This is a genomic window from Streptomyces sp. AC1-42W, from assembly GCF_003248355.1.
Lineage (GTDB): Bacteria > Actinomycetota > Actinomycetes > Streptomycetales > Streptomycetaceae > Streptomyces.
On sequence record NZ_QKWY01000002.1, the window covers coordinates 1,496,877 to 1,512,300 of the forward strand.

Annotated in this window: 16 protein-coding genes; 11 read left to right on the forward strand and 5 right to left on the reverse strand. The window is 72.5% G+C overall.

Translation table 11 applies throughout. From position 1 onward, the window contains the following. Positions 1-8 precede the first annotated feature (8 nt). The gene (locus tag DNK56_RS24745; protein WP_073964075.1) at positions 9-266 is read right to left on the reverse strand and encodes a mycoredoxin; all 258 of its coding nucleotides are present in this window, start codon (positions 264-266) and stop codon (positions 9-11) included. 196 nt (positions 267-462) lie between these two features. Between DNK56_RS24745 and DNK56_RS24750 the strand changes: the two genes are divergently transcribed. The 4 genes from DNK56_RS24750 to DNK56_RS24765 all read left to right on the forward strand — a co-directional run bounded on the left by DNK56_RS24750 (position 463) and on the right by DNK56_RS24765 (position 4,106). After that, positions 463-2,697 (forward strand): ATP-dependent DNA helicase UvrD2, encoded by a 2,235-nt coding sequence (locus DNK56_RS24750; protein WP_111338047.1) that lies wholly within the window; start codon positions 463-465, stop codon positions 2,695-2,697. Positions 2,698-2,861: 164 nt separating this feature from the next. Beyond that, entirely contained in the window at positions 2,862-3,200 is a 339-nt protein-coding gene (locus tag DNK56_RS24755) for a hypothetical protein (protein ID WP_111338048.1), read from the forward strand. A 172-nt stretch (positions 3,201-3,372) separates the two neighbouring features. Then, positions 3,373-3,750, forward strand: coding sequence for a WhiB family transcriptional regulator (locus DNK56_RS24760; RefSeq protein ID WP_111338049.1), 378 nt, complete (start codon positions 3,373-3,375; stop codon positions 3,748-3,750). A 32-nt stretch (positions 3,751-3,782) separates the two neighbouring features. Next, the gene (locus tag DNK56_RS24765; RefSeq protein WP_199563704.1) at positions 3,783-4,106 is read left to right on the forward strand and encodes a hypothetical protein; all 324 of its coding nucleotides are present in this window, start codon (positions 3,783-3,785) and stop codon (positions 4,104-4,106) included. Between the two features lie 155 nt (positions 4,107-4,261). Here DNK56_RS24765 and DNK56_RS24770 read toward each other — a convergent pair whose 3' ends face one another. Further along, positions 4,262-5,761 (reverse strand): ABC1 kinase family protein, encoded by a 1,500-nt coding sequence (locus DNK56_RS24770; RefSeq protein WP_111338051.1) that lies wholly within the window; start codon positions 5,759-5,761, stop codon positions 4,262-4,264. Between the two features lie 41 nt (positions 5,762-5,802). Next, positions 5,803-6,951 carry a ThiF family adenylyltransferase gene (locus DNK56_RS24775; protein WP_158558478.1) on the reverse strand — a complete coding sequence of 383 codons (1,149 nt, stop codon included), beginning with the start codon at positions 6,949-6,951 and terminating at the stop codon, positions 5,803-5,805. A gap of 200 nt (positions 6,952-7,151) precedes the next feature. On the opposite strand from DNK56_RS24775, the gene DNK56_RS24780 reads away from it, so the two are divergent. The 4 genes from DNK56_RS24780 (at position 7,152) to DNK56_RS24795 (ending at position 11,035) form a co-directional block, all read left to right on the forward strand. Then, the gene (locus DNK56_RS24780; protein ID WP_111338053.1) at positions 7,152-7,772 is read left to right on the forward strand and encodes a M48 metallopeptidase family protein; all 621 of its coding nucleotides are present in this window, start codon (positions 7,152-7,154) and stop codon (positions 7,770-7,772) included. Between the two features lie 131 nt (positions 7,773-7,903). After that, positions 7,904-9,568, forward strand: a complete 1,665-nt coding sequence (locus tag DNK56_RS24785; RefSeq protein WP_111338054.1) for a TerD family protein — start codon at positions 7,904-7,906, stop codon at positions 9,566-9,568. 11 nt (positions 9,569-9,579) lie between these two features. Next, positions 9,580-10,260 (forward strand): AIM24 family protein, encoded by a 681-nt coding sequence (locus DNK56_RS24790; protein ID WP_111338055.1) that lies wholly within the window; start codon positions 9,580-9,582, stop codon positions 10,258-10,260. 19 nt (positions 10,261-10,279) lie between these two features. Further along, entirely contained in the window at positions 10,280-11,035 is a 756-nt protein-coding gene (locus tag DNK56_RS24795) for an AIM24 family protein (RefSeq protein WP_111338056.1), read from the forward strand. A gap of 99 nt (positions 11,036-11,134) precedes the next feature. On the opposite strand, the gene DNK56_RS24800 is transcribed toward DNK56_RS24795, so the two are convergent. Further along, positions 11,135-11,683, reverse strand: coding sequence for an NUDIX hydrolase (locus tag DNK56_RS24800; RefSeq protein WP_111338057.1), 549 nt, complete (start codon positions 11,681-11,683; stop codon positions 11,135-11,137). After that, a complete protein-coding gene (locus DNK56_RS24805; protein ID WP_111338058.1) occupies positions 11,680-13,134 on the reverse strand; it encodes a zinc-dependent metalloprotease in 1,455 nt (484 codons plus the stop codon). Before DNK56_RS24805 ends, DNK56_RS24800 begins: the two co-directional genes overlap by 4 nt. Positions 13,135-13,324: 190 nt before the next feature. Between DNK56_RS24805 and DNK56_RS24810 the strand changes: the two genes are divergently transcribed. The 3 genes from DNK56_RS24810 (at position 13,325) to DNK56_RS24820 (ending at position 15,350) form a co-directional block, all read left to right on the forward strand. Beyond that, complete coding sequence (locus DNK56_RS24810) at positions 13,325-14,467, forward strand: SDR family oxidoreductase (protein WP_111338059.1); 1,143 nt, start codon at positions 13,325-13,327, stop codon at positions 14,465-14,467. A 106-nt stretch (positions 14,468-14,573) separates the two neighbouring features. Beyond that, positions 14,574-15,035, forward strand: a complete 462-nt coding sequence (locus DNK56_RS24815) for a molybdenum cofactor biosynthesis protein MoaE (protein WP_111338060.1) — start codon at positions 14,574-14,576, stop codon at positions 15,033-15,035. Positions 15,036-15,161: 126 nt separating this feature from the next. Continuing rightward, the gene (locus tag DNK56_RS24820; protein WP_111338061.1) at positions 15,162-15,350 is read left to right on the forward strand and encodes a hypothetical protein; all 189 of its coding nucleotides are present in this window, start codon (positions 15,162-15,164) and stop codon (positions 15,348-15,350) included. Positions 15,351-15,424: the final 74 nt, after the last annotated feature.

Sequence of the window (15,424 nt, forward strand, 5' to 3'; positions counted from 1 at the left end):
CGCGGGGATCAGGCCCCGAGGGCCTGCTTCACCTGGGCCAGGCTCGGGTTGGTCATGACGACGTCCCCGCCGCCGTTCTCGGGAACCACCAGGACGGTCGGAACCGTCTGGTTTCCGCCGTTGGCCTTCTCGACGAACGCCGCCGACTCCGGGTCCTGCTCGATGTTGATCTCGGTGTAGGCGATGCCCTCGCGGTCCATCTGGCCCTTCAGCCGACGGCAGTAGCCGCACCACGTGGTGCTGTACATCGTCACAGTGCCCGGCATGTCTTCGCGCTCCTCTGTCTCAACGGTCCCGGTGCGGTGCCGCACATCAGGAGAACGTACGGCGTCCACCCACCATTCCCGGCACCGCGGGCCGGCGCCGCGACGGTACGGGGCCGGCTCCGCGCCGGTACGACAATCGCCTCGCCCCTGTGGATAGCCGCCGCGCCCGCCCCGCGCGACCTGGCAGCATGGCGGGGTGACATCAGCAACGCACTCCACCCTCTTCCCACGTGTCCCGGACACAGCGGACGCCGTCCTGGAAGGGCTCGACCCCGAGCAGCGCGAGGTCGCCACGGCCCTGCACGGACCGGTGTGCGTGCTGGCCGGAGCCGGTACGGGCAAGACGCGGGCCATCACGCACCGCATCGCGTTCGGGGTGCGCGCGGGGATTCTCCAGCCGTCGAGCGTGCTGGCCGTCACCTTCACCAACCGGGCGGCCGGGGAGATGCGCGGCCGGCTCCGCCAGCTGGGCGCCGGAGGCGTGCAGGCCCGCACCTTTCACTCCGCGGCGCTGCGACAGCTCCAGTACTTCTGGCCGAAAGCGGTCGGTGGCGAGCTGCCCCGGCTCCTCGAACGCAAGGTGCAGCTGGTGGCCGAGGCGGCGGCCCGCTGCCGGCTCCGGCTCGACCGCAACGAGCTGCGCGACGTCACCGGCGAGATCGAGTGGGCCAAGGTCACCCGGACCGTCCCTGCCGACTACCCGGCCATGGTCGCCAAGGCCCAGCGCGAGGCCCCGCGCGACCCGGCGGAGATCGCCAAGGTCTACGAGACGTACGAGGAGCTGAAGCGCGAGCGCACGGTGATCGACTTCGAGGACGTCCTGCTCCTCACCGTCGGCATCCTCCAGGACCGGCACGACATCGCCGACCACGTACGCCGCCAGTACCAGCACTTCGTCGTGGACGAGTACCAGGACGTCAGCCCGCTCCAGCAGCGGCTGCTCGACCTCTGGCTCGGCGACCGGGACAGCCTCTGCGTCGTCGGAGACGCCGGGCAGACCATCTACTCCTTCACCGGCGCCACCCCCGAGCACCTGCTCGACTTCCGTGTCCGCCACCCCGGCGCCACCGTCGTCAAGCTCGTCCGCGACTACCGCTCCACCCCGCAGGTCGTCCGCCTCGCCAACGGGGTGCTCGCCCAGGCCACCGGCCGCGCCGCCGAACACCGGCTCGACCTGGTCTCGCAGCGCGACGGCGGCCCCGAGCCCGCCTTCGTGGAGTACGCGGACGAGCCCGCCGAGGCCGAGGGGACCGCCCGCCGCGTCCGCGACCTGATCGCCGCGGGCGTCCCGGCCGGCGAGATCGCGGTGCTCTACCGGGTCAACGCCCAGTCCGAGGTGTACGAACAGGCCCTGGCGGACGCCGGGGTGCCCTACCAGCTCCGGGGCGCCGAGCGGTTCTTCGAGCGCCCGGAGGTCCGCGAGGCGGGCGTCGCCCTGCGCGGCGCGGCCCGCGCCGGGGGCAACGACTCCCTCCTGGACCACGCGGACGGGCTGTCCGCCGAGGTCCGGGCCGTGCTCTCCACGAAGGGCTGGCACGGCGAGCCGCCCGCCGGGTCCGGAGCGGTGCGGGACCGCTGGGAGTCCCTGGCCGCCCTGGTCCGCCTCGCGGAGGACTTCGAACGGGCCAAGCCGGGGGCGACCCTCTCCGACCTGGTGGCCGAGCTGGACGAGCGGGCCGCCGCCCAGCACGCCCCCACCGTCCAGGGCGTCACCCTGGCCTCGCTGCACTCGGCGAAGGGCCTGGAATGGGACGCCGTGTTCCTGGTCGGGCTGACCGAGGGCATGATGCCGATCACCTACGCCAAGACGCCGGAGCAGATCGAGGAGGAGCGCCGCCTGCTCTACGTCGGCGTCACCCGCGCCCGGCTCCACCTCACCCTTTCGTGGTCCCTGTCCCGGTCGCCCGGCGGCCGCCCCGGACGGCGGCCCACCCGCTTCCTGAACGGTCTGCGCCCCGGCTCCACGGGCCCCGGCGGCCGGGGCACGGCGGGCGCGCAGGGGGGCGCGGGCGTCTGGAGCGGCAGCGGCTCCCCGGCCGGCTCGGGGAGCGACGGCCGGCCGGCCGCGGTCCGGCGCAGGGCCAGGGGGCCCGCCCGGTGCCGGGTCTGCGGCAAGACCCTCACGGTCGCCGGCGAGATGAAGCTGATGCGCTGCGACGACTGCCCCTCCGACATGGACGAGGCGCTGTACGAGCGGCTGCACGACTGGCGGGCGGCCCGCGCGAAGGAGATCGGCCAGCCCACCTACTGCGTGTTCACCGACCGCACCCTGATGGCCATCGCGGAGGCGGTGCCGGGCACGGCGGGCGAGCTGGCCGTGATCTCCGGGGTCGGCGCGCGGAAGCTGGGCCGCTTCGGCGCCGCCGTTCTGGACATCTGCGCAGGTGGCGACGGACGCACGGACGGCACGGATGGTTGCGGTGAAAGGTGAGAAAAACTCGTCGGAAAAATAGTTTGCGCCCGCCCCAGTCGTCACCATAGGTTCTTAACCACGGAAACAGCGGCTTCTCTGGAGCCCTGGCTCTGTGCTGTACTTATCCGAATACGCAGGACCGGCCCGCCGGTCCCCCGAGACGCCGAGAGGAGGCGATTGAAGTGATCAGCATCATCGAGAACCAGAAAATGACCGATCTCTCGGTCGTCTCCGCCTGCTCGCTCGGCGATCTCGCCCGCTCCTCGAAGTCCTCCCTGCGCGCCACCGGTGTGTCCGGCATCTTTGCCGTCGCTCCGATGTCCCTGGCCGGTCTTCCCGTGCGGGAGCGCAATGAGCGACCGACCCAGGCACCGGCAGCAGCAGTAGCGAAGGGACAGGCTCCGGCCTATGCCTTTGCGGCCGTCGGTGCGGGAGCGGAAGCCGGCGTCACCGAGCAGACGAAGCACCACCACACGATGTGGGCCTTCCGTGGGCCTGAACCCTGGAGTGATCCAGCCTGATCAAGATCAGGCCGGCGCCTTCAGGGCCGCGGAACCCCACTCGGGAACCGCGGCCCTTTTGTTTTGTCCCAACGGACGAGACGACGTGAAGGAGCCTCGGGAAAGCAGGACCTGGTACCCAGCCGCCCCCCGGCCAACAGGCCGGAAACGACCAGACGAGGACACCACCACCGTGCAACTCGACACGCACGCCCCGTCCGTACCGCCTTCCGACACGATCTCCCCGCCCGGCCTCACGGAGGACTCCACCTTGACCCCCCTCACCGCGCTCACCGCGCTCACCGCGCTCGACGACGCCATCGAGAACCTCGGCGTGCCCGTGCCCTGCCGTGCCTACGACCCGGAGGTCTTCTTCGCCGAGTCCCCGGCCGACGTCGAGTACGCCAAGTCCCTCTGCCGCACCTGCCCGCTCGTCGCGGCCTGCCTCGCCGGCGCCAAGGAGCGCCGCGAGCCGTGGGGTGTCTGGGGCGGCGAGCTGTTCATCCAGGGCGTCGTCGTCGCCCGGAAGCGGCCGCGGGGCCGTCCGCGCAAGAACCCGGTCGCAGCGTGACCGCCGATCTGGGGGTCCCGGCCCCCAAGCCCATGAAGCGCATCGGAACCATCGACCGTCCCCTCACCCGCGATCCCCGAAACCAGGCCCCCATGTCCCTCCCCACCGCCGAGCCCGCAGGCTCCGCGACCCAAGACGTCACCATCATCGGCGCGAGCGACTCGCGTCAGAACAGGACCCGCGAAATGCAACTCATCCCAGAAGCCCTGGCGCGTGCGCATATGCACGACCGCATGCGTGAAGCCGACGCGGACCGCCAGGCCGTGCGCCTGATCTCCGCGCGGCGGATGCAGCGCCGGGCGGAGCGCGCCTCGATGCGCGCCCGCCGGGCGCTGGCCATGGCCGTCATGCACTGAGCCGACGGCCGGCCACGGAGGCTCCCGCCGGAGCGCAGCCGCTCTCTGCGCCCCGGCGGGTCACACACCTCCGGCGACACCACGCATCGGTACCCCTGCCTCGGGGCCGGTCCCTCCACGGGGACCGGCCCCGAGGCCGTTTCGGGACGCCCCCGCTAGCCCGCGTCCACGGCTTCGGCCGGGGTGTCCTCCGCGCCCGCGTCCTGCTGCGCGGGCAGGCTCTCCCGCGCCCCCGCGCGGTCCTCCTCCGCGTCCTCGGGCGGCAGGAAGCCCGGCAGCCAGGACTCCAGTTCGTCGCGCAGCCGGACCGTCGCACCCAGCTGGCACAGCACCCCGATCGTGCTCAGCGTCACCCGGTGTATCAGCAGATACGACGGCGGCAGGTTCAGCTGCTTGCCCAACTGGTGGGCGGGGGAGCGCGGATCGGCTATCCGGGCGGCCTGATTGCGCATCCAGCCCCGGCTGAACGTGAACTCCTCCACCTCGGCCGGCTCGATGATCGGCAGCAGATAGTCCAGCACCGCGTCCGGCTCCAGGTCGATGGATTCCTTGACGAACCCCTCCGCCCGCAGCCTCTCGTACACCGCGTCCGCGTCGCCCCGCAACGCCAGCCGCAGCGCGTCCCCGATGGTCTGCGGCAGCCCGCCCGGCAGCCGGTCCACCGTCCCGAAGTCGAGCACCCCCAGCCGCCAGGAACCGGCGTCCCCGGCCTCCAGGTCCGCACCGTCCGCGCCCGCGCCGGCCTCCTCGTCGACCGCGGCCTCCGCGCCCGCACCGGCCGGTGGCAGCAGCCGGAAGTTGCCCGGATGCGGGTCGGCGTGCAGCAGCCCCGTGCGCGCGGGGCCGGAGAAGAGGAACCTGGCCAGCAACTGGCCGGCCCGGTCACGCTGCTCGGCCGTACCCCCGGCGATCACCTCGGCCAGCGGCACACCGTCGATCCACTCGGTGACCAGCACCTGCGCGGACTGATGGACCACCTCGGGCACCACCACATCGGGGTCGTCCGCGAACTCCTCGGCGTGCGCCCGCTGGGAGAGGGCCTCCTGCTCGTAGTCCAGCTCCTCCGACACCCGGTCGCGCAGCTCGGTGATGAGCGGCTTGATGTCCATGCCCGGCACCAGCGGGCCCAGCAGCCGGGCGAACCGGCTGAGCTGCGTCAGGTCCGACAGGAGCGCCTCGCCCGCGCCGGGGTACTGCACCTTCACGGCCACGTCCCGGCCGTCGTGCCACACCGCCCGGTGCACCTGGCCGATCGAGGCGGCGGCCGCGGGCTTGTCGTCGAAGGTCAGGAACAGCTCGCGCCACTCCTCGCCCAGCCGCTCCGCCAGCACCGCGTGCACCGTGGCACTCGGCAGGGGCGGGGCCGCCTCCTGGAGCTTGGTCAGGGCCGCGCGGTAGGGCCCCGCGACCTCCTCGGGCAACGCGGACTCGAAGACGGACAGGGCCTGGCCCAGCTTCATCGCCCCGCCCTTCAGCTCCCCGAGGACCTTGAAGAGCTGGTCGGCGGTGCGCTGCTGCACCTCCCGGGCCACCAGCTCCGCCGACTTGCCGCCGATGCGCTTGCCCAGGCCCCAGGTGGCGCGGCCCGCGAACCCCAAAGGCAGCGCGGCCAGCTTGGCGGTACGGGTGACCGCCTTCCGGGGAAGATCAGACATATGCCCCTCCAGTTCCCAGACTGCCGCGCTGCGTGCGGCGGTTACCCGGCCATTGTGTCGTGCGCCGTACCGGCTGCGGAGGCTCGCACCCCCTCAGTCTGACCGGCCGCCCCACAGGGACAGTCGAGATGCGCCCCGATCCGCTGCGACCGCCAGTCCAACAGCGGCAACGCGGCCTCCCACCGGGCGCCGGTGCTCGCGGGCAGCTCGCCGTCGAGGAAGGACAGCGCGTGCGCCGCCGCCAGCCCGGCCACCGCCGTCGCCAGGCCCAGGTCGCACGCCTGCACGGCGCGCCGCCGCCCGGACTGCCACTGCGCCAGCATCCGCGGCCACTGCGGGTCCCGGTCGCGCCGGTTCAGATGGAGGCAGCTCGCGCAGGCCGTGCCGCCGGGCAGGACCAGCGGCCCGACGAACCCGGTGGCCTCCAGCACACCCGCGTACAGATGGGGGGTGCCCGAGGCGACCCACGGCTCGGCGGTGCCCGGATCGGGGACGTACCCGCCGAAGCCGTCGCGCGGGGCGACCACGATCAGCGAGAGCCCGGGCTCCCGTGCGCCCGGTCCGGCGCCCCCGGCCCCCGGCGCCCGCGGTCCCGGACCGGGCGCGGCGCGGCGGACCAGCTGCCGGGCCGCCACATCGCGGCGCTCCCCGACCGCCGAGGCCGGCAGCCCGCCCGGCGCCACATCGCCCGGCTCCGCACAGCCGCCGTCCAGCACCTCGACCCGGCCCACCCCGGCCCCGGAGAGCACCGCCGCGACGGCCGCCCCGACCCGGCCCGCGCCGCGCACCTGCACCCGCATCGAGCGGCGGGCCGCCAGTCTGCGCGCCCCGCCACCGGGCTCGGAGTGCACCACGGAGAGCGACGCCAGATCCGGGCGGTGACGCTCCAGGACATCCGCCCGTTCGCGCAGTGCGTCCGCCTCCGGGCCGCCCGCCCGTACGTCGTCCACCAGGCCCGCGTCCATCAGCCGCAGCACCAGCGTGTCCACATGACGCTCGCTCAGGTCCATTGCTCTCGCCTCCTCACGCAGCAGGGCCATGCCTCTGGTGCCGTCGAGCAGTTCCATGAAACAGCCCGTCGCGATATCCATCGGGCCGACCTTCACCGCATGTGCGGGCGTCACTCCGAATTGCACGGTGTCCCCGTCCCGCCATGCGCGGCGCAGTGCGGGCTTCAACATCGGATGCACGGCTTCCCCCGGTCTGTGCGGCCGCTCTGTCACGGCTGTGCGAGTTCCATTGACAGAATGCGACGGCCCGCCGGGACGTGCGGAAAGTTATCCACAGGTGCGGGGTATTAGTCGTTCAAATGGTGCATGGTGTGGAGTCGATCACGGCTGACCGTGCCGGAGGCGGGACTTCCCGCAGGTGCAGCGGGTAACGTCGAGGTATGCCAGCGGACCCGTCGCCCGGCCTCGCCGGGGAGCCTGCCGTGCCCGAATCCGGATCACGCCGGCGCGGTGCCGACCCGGCCCGCCGCGCCCCGGCGACGAGCGCGGTCGAGGTCCGCAGGAGCGCCCGGCGCAGCAGAACCGTCTCCGCCTACCGCGAGGGCGATCGCACGATCGTGCTCATCCCGGCCCGGATGTCCGAGGCCGAGGAGCGGCGCTGGGTGGATGTGATGCTGGGCAAGCTCGCCGCCCAGGAGAGCCGGCGCATCCCCGGCGACACGGAGCTGGCCGAGCGCGCGGAGCGGCTGTCCGCCCAGTACTTCGGGGGCCGGGCGATGCCCGCGTCGGTGCGGTGGGTGACCAACCAGAACACCCGGTGGGGCTCCTGCACCCCGGCCGAGGGCAGCATCCGGCTGTCGCACCGGCTGCAGGGCATGCCGGAGTACGTCGTGGACTATGTGCTGGTCCACGAGCTGGCACACCTCCTGGTGCCGGGGCACGGGCCGCGGTTCTGGCGGCTGCTGGACGCCTACCCGCGCACCGAACGGGCCCGCGGCTATCTGGAGGGTGTGGCGGCGGCCGGACGGCTGCCGCATCTGCCGGCCGCGCGCGGCGAGTGACGTGTGGTGGCACCGGGTGAGCGGGGTCGGTTGTTTGTGTACCGGGTCTGTACCGGCTTCGCCCGGGGCCGGAGTTTACGGATAGCCTGACGCGACGCATTCACCTTCCGGATGGGGGACGGTCGTTACGCATGGCCAGGGAATTCCAGCGCGGCCACAAGGCCAAGATCAGCGATCTCACACCGGGGACGGACCTGTACGTAGGGGTGCAGATCGCCGGACCGGGGCTGAGTTTTGACATCAGCTGCTTCGGGCTCGACGCCAATGAGCAGCTCTCCGACGACCGGTATTTCATCTTCTTCAATCAGCCGAAGTCCCCGGAGGAGTCCATTCAGCTCCTCGGCGCGCAGGCCGGTGACACCGAGTCGTTCCGCGTCACCCTGGACCGCATTCCGGCGAACATCCAGAAGCTCTCGTTCACCGCCACGGTGGACGGTGCCGGGCAGATGTCCCAGGTCGGGCCCGGTTACATCCGGATCGTGGCGGGCGGCGAGGAAGTCGTCCGGTACGCGTTCAACGGCTCCGAGTTCAGCACCGAGCGCGCCGTCATGCTCGGCGATTTCTACCTGAAGGACGTCTGGCGGTTCGCCGCCGTGGGCCAGGGCTTCGACGGCGGTCTGGAGGCGCTGCTGAAGAACTTCGGCGGCGAGGTCGCCGAGGAGACACCGGCCGCAGCGCCGCCGCAGGCCGCGGCCCCGTCGTTCGCGCCGCCCGCCCAGGCGGCCCCGGCGCCGTCGTTCGGCGCCCCGGCCGCCCCGCAGGCACCCCAGGCCCCGCAAGCGCCGCAGCCTCCGCAGCCCGCGCCGTCCTTCGGCGCGCCGCCCGCCCCCGCGCCCGCCCCGCAGATGCACGCCGCGCCGACGATCATCGCCCCGATGACCCCGCCCGGCGGCACCGTGCCGCCGCCGCCCGCCCCGGCCCCGTACGGCCAGCCGGGCCAGCAGCCCCCGCCGCCCCCGCAGCCGCAGTTCGGCCAGGTGCCGGGACAGACGCCCCCGCCCTACGGGCAGCAGGCACCCGCCCCGTACGGGCAGCCCGCGCCGTCCCCGTACGGTCAGCAGCCCGCCGGTATGCCGCCCGGCCAGCCCGGCATGCCCGGTATGCCCATGCCCGGTGGTGCGCCGCAGGCCGCCGGTGCCGGGCTGGCGGCCGCGCTCCAGCCGTACAAGGAGACCGCGACCGGCCAGCGCTGGACGCCGCAGAACCAGCAGCTCATGCGCGTCGACCTGTCCATGGGCGGCACGCCCGTGCTGGCCCGGCAGGGCAGCATGGTGATGTACCAGGGCAAGATCGACTTCAGCTACAAGGGGGCGGGTTTCGCCGGCCGCATGGTCGGCAACGCCACCGGCCAGGAGATGCAGCTGATGCGCTGTACCGGCCGGGGCCAGGTCTTCCTCGCCGAGGAAGGCTCCCACCTGCACTCGATCGAACTCCAGGGCGACGGCATCTGCGTCTCCGCCGAGAACGTGCTCGCCTTCGACGAGACCCTCCAGTACGAGGTCCGCCGCATCGAGGGCCACGGCATCCCCGGCGGCGCGCTGTTCACCATGCAGTTCCAGGGCAGCGGCACCATCGTGGTCAAGACCCACGGCGTCCCCGTCGTCCTGCCGGTCACCCCGACCACCTTCGCCGACTGCAACGCCGTGGTGGCGTGGTCGTCCGCCTCCCAGGTGATCATCTCCAGCCAGGTCCGGCTGCGCCGCAACGCGTACCCCGGCCACAGCGGGGAGACCGTGAACCTCCAGTTCCGGGGCGCCCCCGGCAACTTCATCGTCGTCCAGCCCTACGAGGTCTGAGGGAGCCCGTCATGAACCAGCAACTCGCGGGCTACGCCCCGACCCCCGTCACGGCACGGATGGAGAACCACGGCCATTCCATGCTGAAGGTCGCCATGGCGACCGGCCAGGACCTCTACGCGCGCACCGGATCGATGGTCGCGTACGAGGGCTTCATCCAGTACGAGCCCAACCCGCCCGCCGTCCGCCAGATCGCCTCGCAGTGGATCACCGGCGAGGGCGCGCCCCTGATGAAGTGCACCGGCGACGGTCTGCTCTACCTCGCCGACTACGGCGCCGACGTCGTCGTCATCAACCTCAACAACGACTCCCTCTCGGTCAACGGCACCAACGTCCTCGCCTTCGACGGCCACCTCACCTGGGGCGTCGAGCGGGTCAAGGGCCTGGCCAAGTTCGCCGGCCAGGGCCTGTGGAACGTCTGCATCTCCGGCACCGGCTGGGTCGCGATCACCTCGCGCGGCACGCCGATCGTCGTGGACTGCGGGCGCGGCGAGGACGAGACGTACGTCGACCCGGACGCGCTCGTCGCCTGGTCCCCGAATCTCAAGGTGAAGGGCAAGCGCAGCTTCAAGGCGTCCTCGCTCATCGGGCGGGGCAGCGGCGAGGCGTTCCAGATGGCCTTCTCCGGCCAGGGGATCGTCGTCGTCCAGCCGAGCGAGGACAGCACCGACCGGCTGCGCGTCCGGAACTGACGGGGGAGGAAGACAGATCATGCAGAGTTCGCTTTTCGGCCTCACGGAAGCGCAGTCCCAGGAGCGCTACGCCCTCCAGAACCCGCAGCTGCTGCGGGTCGCGCTGACCGGTCACGACGACGTCCTCGCCCGCAAGGGCGCCATGGTCGCCTACCAGGGGCTGATGGAGTTCGACGGCGAGTACCAGTCGAGTTCCCAGCGCCGCTCCCGCGCCCACACCGGCGAGGGCCTGGACCTGATGCGCTGCTCCGGGCAGGGCACCGTCTACCTCGCCAACCTGGCGCAGTACATCCACGTCGTCGACGTGGACCACGACGGTCTGACCGTGGACAGCTCCTACGTCCTGGCCCTGGACTCCTCGCTGCACACCGAGGTCATCGCCGTGGACAGCCAGTACGGCATCTCCGGCACCGGCAAGTACCAGCTCAACATCTCCGGCACCGGCAAGGTCGCCCTGATGACCTCCGGCCAGCCGCTGATGATGCAGGTCACGCCCGACAAGTACGTCAGCGCCGACGCCGACGCCATCGTCGCCTGGTCCACCTCGCTGCGCGTGCAGATGCAGGCCCAGACGCACTCCTCGGGCGTCTTCCGCCGGCGCGGCAACACCGGCGAGGGCTGGGAGCTCAGCTTCCTCGGACAGGGCTTCGCCCTGGTGCAGCCGAGCGAGCTGATGCCGCCGCAGAACGCCCAGATCGGACAGGGCCTCGCCGCCCAGTACGGCATGGGCCAGCACGGCGCGCACGGCCAGAACCAGAACAACTCCTGGAACTGAACCGCGGCGACAGCGAAGCGGAGTAAGGGGCGGCCTCCCGGAGGCCGCCCCTTACCGCTGCGGTCGTACGTACGCGGACCGCTCGGCCCGTGCGGGCGGCTACCGGCCGCCTTCGAGCACCGCGCGCGTCCGCTCCACCAGCCGCACCACCGACGCGTCGGCGACGCCGGCCACCTCGTCGTAGGCGAACCAGCGCAGGTCCATCGACTCCTCGCTGATGCTCTCCGTCGCCCCCGACGGCGCCAGCGCCGCGTACTGCACGTCCAGATGCCAGTGGCAGGGGGCGGGAATCCGGTGCCGGTCCAGCACCACCGGCCCGCCCGGCAGCAGCGACAGCCCGGCGATACCGGACTCCTCCGCGGCCTCCCGCAGCGCGGCCGAGGCCAGCGTGGCGTCACCGGGCTCGCAGTGGCCGCCCATCTGGAGCCACATCCGCAGCTTCCGGTGCAGCGTGAGCAGCACCCGGCCGCGCTCCGGATCGACCACCAGGGCGCTGGCCGTCAGATGCCCGGCCCCGCAGGACTTCCACATCCCGTCCGGGTGGAGCGCCAGGTGCTCCAGATACGTGTCGCGCAGCTCCTCCTGGGCTGCGCCGGCCCCCGCCCCGTAACCCTTCAGTACGAGGACGGCGTCGTCGTGCAGGCTCACTTGTCGGTGTCGTCCTTGCCGTCGCCGTCGCCCTCGTCCCCGCCGGCGCCGTCCTCCGGGGCGTCCGCACCCGGCTCCGGCTTCCGCGGGCCGTTCGCCGCCTCGCCCAGCATCTTGTCCAGCTCGGAGAAGTCCAGCTGCTCGTGGTGGACGAAGCCGTCAGGGTCGTCCAGGTCGTGGGCGGTCGGCAGCATGTCGGGGTGCTCCCAGAGCGCGTCGCGGCCCTCCAGACCGCGGGCGTCCGTCAGCGAGGCCCACAGCCGAGAGGCGTCCCGCAGCCGGCGCGGACGCAGCTGGAGACCGATCAGCGTGGCGAACGTCTGCTCGGCGGGGCCGCCGGACGCGCGCCGCCTGCGCATCGTCTCGCGTAGCGCGTCGGCCGAGGTCAGCCGGGACTTGGCCGCCGCGTGCACCACGGCGTCCACCCAGCCCTCGACCAGCGCGAGCGCCGTCTCCAGCCGGGCCAGGGCCGCCTTCTGCTCGGGCGTCTCCTCCGGCTGGAACATGCCCTGCTGGAGCGCCTCCTGCAACTGCTCCGGCTGCGACGGGTCGAACTGGCCGACCACGTCCTCCAGCCTGCTGGTGTCCACCTTGATGCCGCGCGCGTAGCCCTCGACGGCGCCGAAGAGATGCGAGCGGAGCCACGGCACATGGGCGAAGAGACGCTGATGGGCGGCCTCGCGCAGGGCCAGGTACAGCCGCACCTCGTCCTGCGGGACGCTCAGGTCCTTGCCGAACCGCTCCACGTTCAGCGGGAGGAGCGCGGCCCGGCCCGCCGGGCCCAGCGGCAGCCCGATGTCCGTCGAGCCGACCACCTCACCCGCCAGCACGCCGACCGCCTGCCCGATCTGCTGACCGAACATGGCGCCGCCCATCGACCGCATCATGCCGATCAGCGGGCCCGCCATCGCCTGCATCTCCTCGGGCAGCACATCGCCCATGGCGAGCCCCACCCGCTCGGCGACCGGGTCCACCAGCTGCTGCCAGGCCGGAAGCGTCGCCTCCACCCACTCCGCGCGGCTCCACGCCACACTGGAGACGGCACCGGAGGGCATCGACGTCACCCCGTCCAGCCAGAGATCGGCCAGCCGCAGCGCCTCGTCCACCGCGGCCCGCTCCGCCGGGCCCACGCTCGTGTCCTTGGAACCGTCCGGGGTGCCCTGCGACACCGTCTGGCGGGCGATCTGCTTGGCCATGTCCCAGTTGACGGGACCGCCCTCGTAGCTGAGCATCTGCCCGAGCTGCTGGAACGCCGCGCCCAGATCGGCCGGGTTCATCGAGCCGAACATGGCGGCGAAGGGATTGTCACCGCCCGCGCCGGGGCCGAAGCCGAACGGGTTCGCCGGACCGCCCGAACCCTGCCCGCCCCGGGAGGGGTCGTTCTTCTTGCCCTGGTCGCCGTCGTCCGGCTCCTCCGGCGGAAGGCCGAATCCGAATGGGGTGTCACTCACGGGTTTCCTCGGCTCGTAGGGCCGCCGGTGGGAACCGACGGCGACTGCCCGACATCACCATCCAGCGTAGACACCAAGTCCGCTCAGGGCCTCAGTGCTCCGCCGGCACCGGCCCTGCGGCAGGATGGACGCCACCTGGTACGTACGTGTCACGCGGGTACGTACTGAAGACAACCGCTGGAGACGCCCGGTGAGTTCCCCAGATCCGCAGGTTCGCGCAGCGCGAAACCTGGCCGACCAGTCACCCGAGAAGAAGTCCGTCCCCGGCCGTCACCGGAGCCGCGGCCCGGTCGTGGCCGTCACCGGCGCAGCGAAAGGCGTCGGTGAGCTGCTCACCGCACGTCTCGCGGCGTCCGACGAGATCAAGCAGGTCATCGCCATCGACGAGCGCCGGGGCGAGGTCTCCGACGCCACCTGGCACCTCCTGGACGTACGCGACCCCGCCATCGCGGAGAAGCTGCGCGGCGCGGACGTCGTCGTGCACCTGGCCCTCGACCTCGACCTGGAGACCGACCCGGCCGCGCGCACCGCCTACAACGTGCGCGGCACCCAGACCGTGCTCACCGCGGCTGCGGCCGCCGGTGTCCACCGCGTCGTGCTGTGCACCTCCGCCATGGTCTACGGGGCGCTGCCCGACAACGACCTGCCGCTCGCCGAGGACGCCGAGCTGCGGGCCACCGCCGAGGCGACCGGCGTCGGCGACCTGCTGGAGATCGAACGGCTCGGCCGCCGCGCCCCGCGCGCCCACCCCGGCCTCCAGGTCACCGTGGTACGCCCCGCCGTGCTCGTCGGCGGCACCGACACCGCGCTGACCCGCTACTTCGAGTCGCCCCGGCTGCTCGTGGTGGCCGGGTCCCGCCCCGCCTGGCAGTTCTGCCACGTCGAGGACCTGGTCACGGCGCTGGAGTACGCCGCCCTGGAGAAGATCGACGGGGAGTTCGCGGTCGGCTGCGACGGCTGGCTGGAACAGGAGGAGGTCGAGGAGCTGAGCGGGGTGCGCCGGATGGAGCTGCCCTCCGCCGTCGCGCTCGGCGCCGCCGCCCGGCTGCACCGCATCGGCCTGACCCCCTCGCCCGCCGGTGACCTCGCGTACACCATGCACCCCTGGGTGGTCAGCGTGAGCCGGCTGCACGACGCGGGCTGGCGCCCGAGCTGGACCAACGAGGAGGTGCTCGCCGCACTGCTGGAGGAGGTGGAGGGCCGCCACACCGTCGCCGGCCGCCGCCTCGGCCGCAAGGACGCCACCGCGGCCGGTGCCGCCGGCGCGACCGTCGCCCTGCTCGGCACCGCCGCCCTGGTGCGCCGCGCCCGCAAGGCCCGCCGCCGCATCTGAGCGCCCCGCCGGACGGGCCCGCTGTAGGAGGCTCCAAGGCGCGGCGCGCCCCGCCGGGCGATCCGGCAATACCGCGTCGCCGGTGCGGTACGGCACGATGGGGGTCATGGCACTCACCCACGACCACCCCGGCGAGCAGGCGGCGCAGGACCCGATCCGGCTGCTGGAGATCCGTGACACGCCGCTGTCGGTGGACGAGGTCTTCCGCGCGGTCGGGGACGACGCCGCGGGCGGCACCGCGCTCTTCGTCGGCGCCGTGCGCGACCACGACGGCGGGCAGGACGTGGCCGGGCTGGGCTATTCGTGCCACCCCTCGGCCGTCGACGAGCTGCGCCGGGTGGCGGAGAAGGTCGTCGCCGACTTCCCGGTCCGGGCGCTGGCCGCCGTCCACCGGGTGGGTGAACTCCAGGTGGGTGACCTCGCCGTGGTCGTGGCGGTCTCCTGCCCGCACCGCGCGGAGGCGTTCGCGGCCTGCCGCAAGCTCATCGACGACCTCAAGCACGAGGTCCCGATCTGGAAGCACCAGCGTTTCTCGGACGGCACGGAGGAGTGGGTCGGAGCCTGCTGAACGCAAGCCGGAACGGCGGCCCTCCGCCCCGATTTGCGTAACCGCACCCCTGCCACCAGCGTTGGTTTTCCACACGGTTAATCTGCTGATCGGTCAGCGTGACCGCTCAGGGGTAGGGAGGTCGGCATGGCAGTGCTCGCCTGGTTGTTGATTCCGCTTGTCGCCGCGCTCGGCGCCGCGATATGGGGAGGCTGGGCCGCCCGCAACCGCACGGCCGGGGACGTCACCGAACTCGCCGGGTACGCGCGATTCCGCGAAGCGATGGAGAAGTCGCACTCCGGTTCCGAACCGGTCGAGCAGATATCCAACGTCTGACGCGGAAACCCCTGCCCGCTCCGGGCCCGTACGGACCGGCCCCGGCAGTGCACTGACAGGCTCTTCCCGTACTG